At 44.2% G+C, this 5,697-nt stretch carries 5 protein-coding genes; 3 read left to right on the top strand and 2 right to left on the bottom strand.

Annotated features, from left to right (window positions below; translation table 11 throughout):
• A partial coding sequence (locus I8748_RS28430) for a sensor histidine kinase (protein ID WP_198127854.1) occupies window positions 1-980 on the top strand: 980 nt, incomplete at its 5' end.
• A gap of 184 nt (window positions 981-1,164) precedes the next feature.
• Here I8748_RS28430 and trxA read toward each other — a convergent pair.
• Window positions 1,165-1,482: a thioredoxin gene (gene trxA / locus I8748_RS28425; RefSeq protein ID WP_198127853.1), complete on the bottom strand. Its 318-nt coding sequence runs from the start codon at window positions 1,480-1,482 to the stop codon at window positions 1,165-1,167.
• A gap of 295 nt (window positions 1,483-1,777) precedes the next feature.
• Here trxA and fabG point away from each other — a divergent pair, with 295 nt between their 5' ends.
• Window positions 1,778-2,545: a 3-oxoacyl-[acyl-carrier-protein] reductase gene (gene fabG, locus I8748_RS28420; RefSeq protein WP_198127852.1), complete on the top strand. Its 768-nt coding sequence runs from the start codon at window positions 1,778-1,780 to the stop codon at window positions 2,543-2,545.
• A 134-nt stretch (window positions 2,546-2,679) separates the two neighbouring features.
• On the opposite strand, the gene I8748_RS28415 is transcribed toward fabG, so the two are convergent.
• Entirely contained in the window at window positions 2,680-3,762 is a 1,083-nt protein-coding gene (locus tag I8748_RS28415; protein ID WP_198127851.1) for an MraY family glycosyltransferase, read from the bottom strand.
• 159 nt (window positions 3,763-3,921) lie between these two features.
• Here I8748_RS28415 and groL point away from each other — a divergent pair, with 159 nt between their 5' ends.
• Window positions 3,922-5,592: a chaperonin GroEL gene (groL, locus tag I8748_RS28410; RefSeq protein WP_198127850.1), complete on the top strand. Its 1,671-nt coding sequence runs from the start codon at window positions 3,922-3,924 to the stop codon at window positions 5,590-5,592.
• Window positions 5,593-5,697: the final 105 nt, after the last annotated feature.

Here is a 5,697-nt window from a genome sequence, read left to right as displayed (position 1 = left end):
AGTATCGTTTACTCCGGTTCGTGATTTTTTCTTTCTTGGAAGAAGATTTATTACAGGCATCTCCTGTAGAACTGTTACGGGCTGTTCGACTGATTGATACAGTAATTGATGAAGCGATCGCCCGTTGCTTTAACAGCTATACTTATGGACGACTACAAGAGCTGAAACAACTTCAAAATCAATTGAGGTTGACTAATCAAGAGCTAACTCGTTTAGTTCGTGCTAGTAAAGATAGCCTCTCTCAGTTGGCTCATGAATTGAAAACACCCTTAACTTCAATTATTGGCTATGCAGATTTATTTCTACGCCAGCATCGTCAACAACCAAAAGTCCAGGACTCATATTCAAATATCGAAAGTATTGAGCGCGTCTTAAAAAGTGGCAGACTTCTCCTACGATTGATTAACGACACTCTGGAAATTTCGCGTTACGATGCTGGGAGGATGAAATTACAGCCCACTTTATCTGATGTACCTGAGTTAATCAACTCAGTTGTAGAAATAATTGAACCATTAGCGCGTGCTAAAGAATTATCCTTGCTTGTTAATTGTGGTTGCGCTCCAAAACAGGTTATTACTGATCCGCTTCGGTTTCAGCAAATTATTACAAATCTGCTCAGCAATGCCATTCGATACACAGAATCTGGTACAGTCCGTTTAGAGTGCTGGAAAGAATCTCAACAGCAATGGGCAATCTCAGTTACAGATACAGGTATTGGTATTTCTCCAGATGCTCAAACAAAAATTTTCAATCCTTATTTTCGTGCAGTAACCGATCCAAAAGTGCAAGGTTGTGATGGTACAGGGTTAGGGTTAGCGATAGTATCCCGCCTAGTTGAGTTAATGCACGGTGAAATCAAAGTAGTTTCACAACCAGGAAAAGGCTCTACATTTACGGTGATTTTGCCATTAGAAGCGATGGCTGCGCCAACGTCTTTGACGAACGCACATGAAGATAAATTAGAAAATGCAGAATCTTAATTGTTATGATCATTCAACGTGTAGTAAATTAAGGTTATTTATAAAGTAAATCTAAAAGGGAGAAGAAAGGGGTTACGGCAAGTATAAGATACGTAAGACACAGTGTATTTACATAGTTGCTCATGGCACGAAAGTTTTATACTAATAGAGACGTGAAATTTCACGTCTCTAAACTTAAGACTTCTTAAACTAAATTTTGCAGATGTTGCACTAACTGTCCTGCTTGCATCACTCCCTCAATTCGATCTACAGGCTGACCCTTCTTAAACAGAACTAGCGTTGGTAGCGCGTAAATCTGATACTTAGTTGCTAAATGCTCATATTTTTCCGTGTCAATTTTGACGATACGCAGTCTGTTATTCAGTTGAGCATTGACTTGCTCTAAAATCGGCACCATCATATGACAAGGGCCACACCATTCAGCATAAAAATCTACCAACACAGGTAAATCGGAATCAGACAGCATTTCTTCAAAGCTGTTGAATTGTTTTTTAGTAGCCATGTGACACACACCAATTTCTCTTGTTGTTTTTCAATAGTAATGCGTGCCTTGGAGAATCGGTGTAACATCATTTTGTTTTTATTGTTGCCAAATTTCCCGCTTCATCTCAAAGGTGTAGATCTATTTTTGAAGAAAACAAATTTATTAAGAAAAAATTAAATCTGTTTTGAAAAGTTTGCACTGGTCTGGCTAACCTTGCTTACGACTTTTTGCAAATTTAAAAATCCTAGAAGTTATAGGTACGAATCACCATAAGATAATTAGCGCGGTAATTCAAAACATTAAGGAAAAGTTGATGACAGTCTCAAGTGAAAATTCGCAATTATTGCAAGGTCAGGTTGCTATTGTTACAGGTGCTTCAAGAGGAATTGGCAGAGCGATCGCACTACAATTAGCTACACAAGGAGCCAATGTAGTAGTCAATTATGCCAGTTCTGCTGCTGCGGCTGAAAACGTAGTCGCAGAAATTACAGCAGCCAAAGGTCAAGCAGTAGCCCTACAAGCTGACGTTTCCCAAGCAGATCAAGTAGACACTCTGATTAATACTGTCCAAGAAAAGTTCAAGCGCATTGATATTTTGGTTAACAATGCAGGTATCACCCGCGATACCCTATTGTTACGTATGAAGCCTGAAGATTGGCAAGCTGTAATTGACCTCAATCTTACTGGTGTATTCTTATGTACACGCACAGTCAGTAAAATCATGCTCAAGCAACGTTCTGGACGAATTATTAACATCACCTCCGTCGCCGGACAAATGGGCAACCCCGGTCAAGCAAACTACAGCGCAGCTAAAGCAGGTGTCATCGGTTTTACCAAAACTGTCGCCAAAGAATTAGCTTCTCGTGGCATTACTGTTAACGCCGTCGCCCCTGGTTTTATCACCACAGATATGACTAGTAATCTCAGTAATACCGAGGATATTATCCAATACATTCCTCTTGGTCGCTATGGTCAACCAGAAGAAGTTGCTGGTGTCGTGCGCTTCCTCGCCGCCGATCCCGCCGCCGCCTACATCACTGGACAAGTCTTTAACGTCGATGGCGGTATGGTGATGGCGTAAGGAGTGCTGAGTGCTGAGTGCTGAGTGCTGAGTAAGAAGTTAAAAGTTAGATTGAGTCAAAAACTCTTAACTTCTAACTCCTAACTCCCAACTCCTAACTCCTAACTCCCAACTTCTAACTCCTAACTCCTAACTTAGGCCTGCTGGCGGATTCTTTGCCAAATGGTCAAGCCTAAAAGGATGATGATGCCACTGGCAGTGGCAATTATCACTACCAAGGGCATACCTCGTACTGACATGGCTAGCATGTTAGTAATTAAGGTAATCGCCCAAAGGGTGAATGCGGCGTGACGTTGAGAGAATCCCCAAGCCAGCAACCGATGATGTAAGTGATCTTTGCCTGGGGTACTAAGGGGGTTCTTCCCTGCTAATAGCCGTCTGACAAACACTTGTGTGGTGTCTAAAACTGGCAGTAGCAAAAATAAAACAGTCGGTACTAAGGAGAAGACCGTAGTAATTTGCAAGTTTCCTAAAATACTGGTTGCAGCTAGCACATAACCGAAAAAGTATGCTCCGGCATCACCCATGATAATGCGTGAGGGGTGGAAGTTGTGCCGCAAAAAGCCCAAAGCAGCGCCCCCTAAAGCCGCTAGAACCAGCGTTGCTGCTGCGCGATTGGGAAATTGGGCTGCGACCCCCAACAAACTCATGGCAGTGATAAAACTGACTCCTCCTGCTAAGCCATCCATCCCATCCATCAAATTAATGGCGTTGGTAATACCCACTACCCAAAGTACTGTCAGTATCATCGACAAAAATGAGTCGATGGGTGTGCCGAAATTGACGGCAATATTAATGCCATTCGCAAAAAGTAATAATGCTGTAACAATTTGTGCCCACAAGCGAACAGACGGGGGTAAGCCGAACTGGTCGTCAATAAAGCCAACCAACACTAGGATTGAACCTCCTAGTAAAATAGTCAGCACTTGAGCCAATACACTTTGTAATTCAATGGGTCGTAAGAGGCTAGCTAGTACCAATGCGGCAATCACTCCTGCATAAATAGCCAAGCCTCCTGCATTCGGCAAAGGTTCAGGGTTCAATCGACGTGCGTTTGGTTGGTCAGCCCAACCTACCCGCAGTGCAAAATTGCGAACTGTGGGGATCAAACGCCACGTTACTAGGCAAGCCAAAAGAAACGTAAATACCACTGCTAACCAGCCGGTGCCGCTAGGGTCAGCAATACCGAGGGCCCTAAGGGAGTTGTATAGATTCATCTCCCAATTCAACCATTACTGCCTGTATCCTACATGAGCATCAATTAGTATATTAATCAATTTTTTTTATTTCCATTTATAATCTGAACTGCTTGGGTAATTAGCACTCTTGGCTTGTGAGTGCTAAATTGTCTAATGGAAGCGCTAGAGAGAACAAACATGGCAAAAATCATTTCCTTTGATGAAGAATCGCGGCGGGCGCTAGAACGGGGTGTAAATGCCCTTGCCGATGCTGTGAAAATCACCTTAGGCCCAAAAGGACGTAACGTCCTTTTAGAAAAAAAATATGGTGCCCCCCAAATTGTCAATGATGGTATCACTGTTGCCAAAGAAATTGAATTAGAAGATCCTTTAGAAAACACTGGTGCCAGATTGATCCAGGAAGTCGCATCTAAAACCAAGGATGTGGCTGGAGACGGTACCACCACCGCCACAGTTTTAGCACAAGCCTTGATTAGAGAAGGTTTGAAGAACGTGGCAGCTGGTACAAACCCTGTCAGCTTGAAGCGTGGGATTGACAAAACCATCGAGGCACTGGTAGAAGAAATTGCCAAGGCAGCAAAGCCAGTAGAAGGAAGTGCGATCGCTCAAGTTGCCACTGTCTCAGCTGGTAACGATGAAGAAGTCGGCAATATGCTAGCCGAAGCCATGGAGAAGGTCACCAAAGATGGTGTAATCACCGTTGAAGAATCTAAATCCCTGACAACCGAATTAGAAGTGGTGGAAGGGATGCAAATCGACAGGGGTTATATCTCTCCCTACTTCATCACCAACAACGAACGGCAAATCGTAGAATTTGAAAATGCCCGGATTCTGATTACTGACAAGAAAATCAGCAGCATCCAGGATTTAGTGCCCGTGTTGGAAAAAGTTGCCCGTTTGGGTCAACCGCTGCTGATTATTGCTGAAGATGTCGAAGGAGATGCTTTGGCAACTTTGGTGGTGAACAAAGCGCGGGGTGTGCTGTCAGTTGCTGCCATTAAAGCCCCTGGATTTGGCGATCGCCGTAAAGCTTTGTTACAAGATATTGCAATTCTCACCGACGGTCAGTTGATCTCTGAAGAAATCGGCTTAAGCCTGGATACCGCTTCTTTGGAAGCATTGGGAACTGCCCGTAAAATTGCGATCGACAAAGAAAATACCACAATCGTAGCTGGTAGCACCACCAAGCCAGAAGTGCAACAGCGTATCGGTCAAATTCGCAGACAATTAGAAGAAACTGATTCCGATTACGATAAAGAAAAACTGCAAGAACGCATTGCCAAGCTAGCTGGCGGCGTAGCAGTAATTAAAGTCGGTGCAGCCACCGAAACCGAACTCAAAGACCGCAAACTGCGAATTGAAGACGCGCTGAATGCCACCAAAGCCGCTGTAGAGGAAGGTATCGTTCCCGGTGGTGGTACAACCCTAATCAACTTGATCGCCAAAGTAGACGCGATTAAAGACAGCCTGGAAGAAGAAGAAAAGATTGGAGCAGATATCGTTAAAAGGGCACTAGAAGCCCCCTTGCGTCAAATAGCAGATAATGCCGGGGCAGAAGGTTCCGTGATTGTCTCTAGAGTCAAGGAAAGTGATTTTAACATCGGTTACAACGCCGCCACTGGTGAATTTGAGGACTTGATTGCTGCCGGCATCATTGACCCTGCTAAAGTAGTACGTTCAGCTTTGCAAAATGCTGGTTCCATTGCTGGCTTAGTTTTAACCACCGAAGCCATTGTCGTAGAAAAACCAGAGAAGAAAGCCCCCGCTGCCCCTGACATGGGCGGCATGGGCGGCATGGGCGGCATGGGCGGCATGGGCGGCATGGGCGGCATGGGCGGTATGTTCTAATCCCTGCTTCCTTTTGTAAAGATTTTGTAAACAGTTTGCCTTGCAAGGCAAACTGTTTTTTTATACCATTGCTGTGACGGAAGGGGCAGGGGAGCTGGGGAGATG

It is taken from the genome of Amazonocrinis nigriterrae CENA67 (genome assembly GCF_016056305.1).
Taxonomy (GTDB): domain Bacteria; phylum Cyanobacteriota; class Cyanobacteriia; order Cyanobacteriales; family Nostocaceae; genus Amazonocrinis; species Amazonocrinis nigriterrae.
The sequence above is the reverse complement of the archived record's forward strand: the minus strand, read 5'-3'. Positions and strand labels throughout refer to the sequence as shown.

Coding starts and splice junctions, on each gene's coding strand:
- groL (WP_198127850.1), top strand. CDS start 3,922: ATGGCAAAAATCATTTCCTTTGATGAAGAATCGCGGCGGGCGCTAGAA.
- trxA (WP_198127853.1), bottom strand. CDS start 1,482: ATGGCTACTAAAAAACAATTCAACAGCTTTGAAGAAATGCTGTCTGAT.
- I8748_RS28415 (WP_198127851.1), bottom strand. CDS start 3,762: ATGAATCTATACAACTCCCTTAGGGCCCTCGGTATTGCTGACCCTAGC.
- fabG (WP_198127852.1), top strand. CDS start 1,778: ATGACAGTCTCAAGTGAAAATTCGCAATTATTGCAAGGTCAGGTTGCT.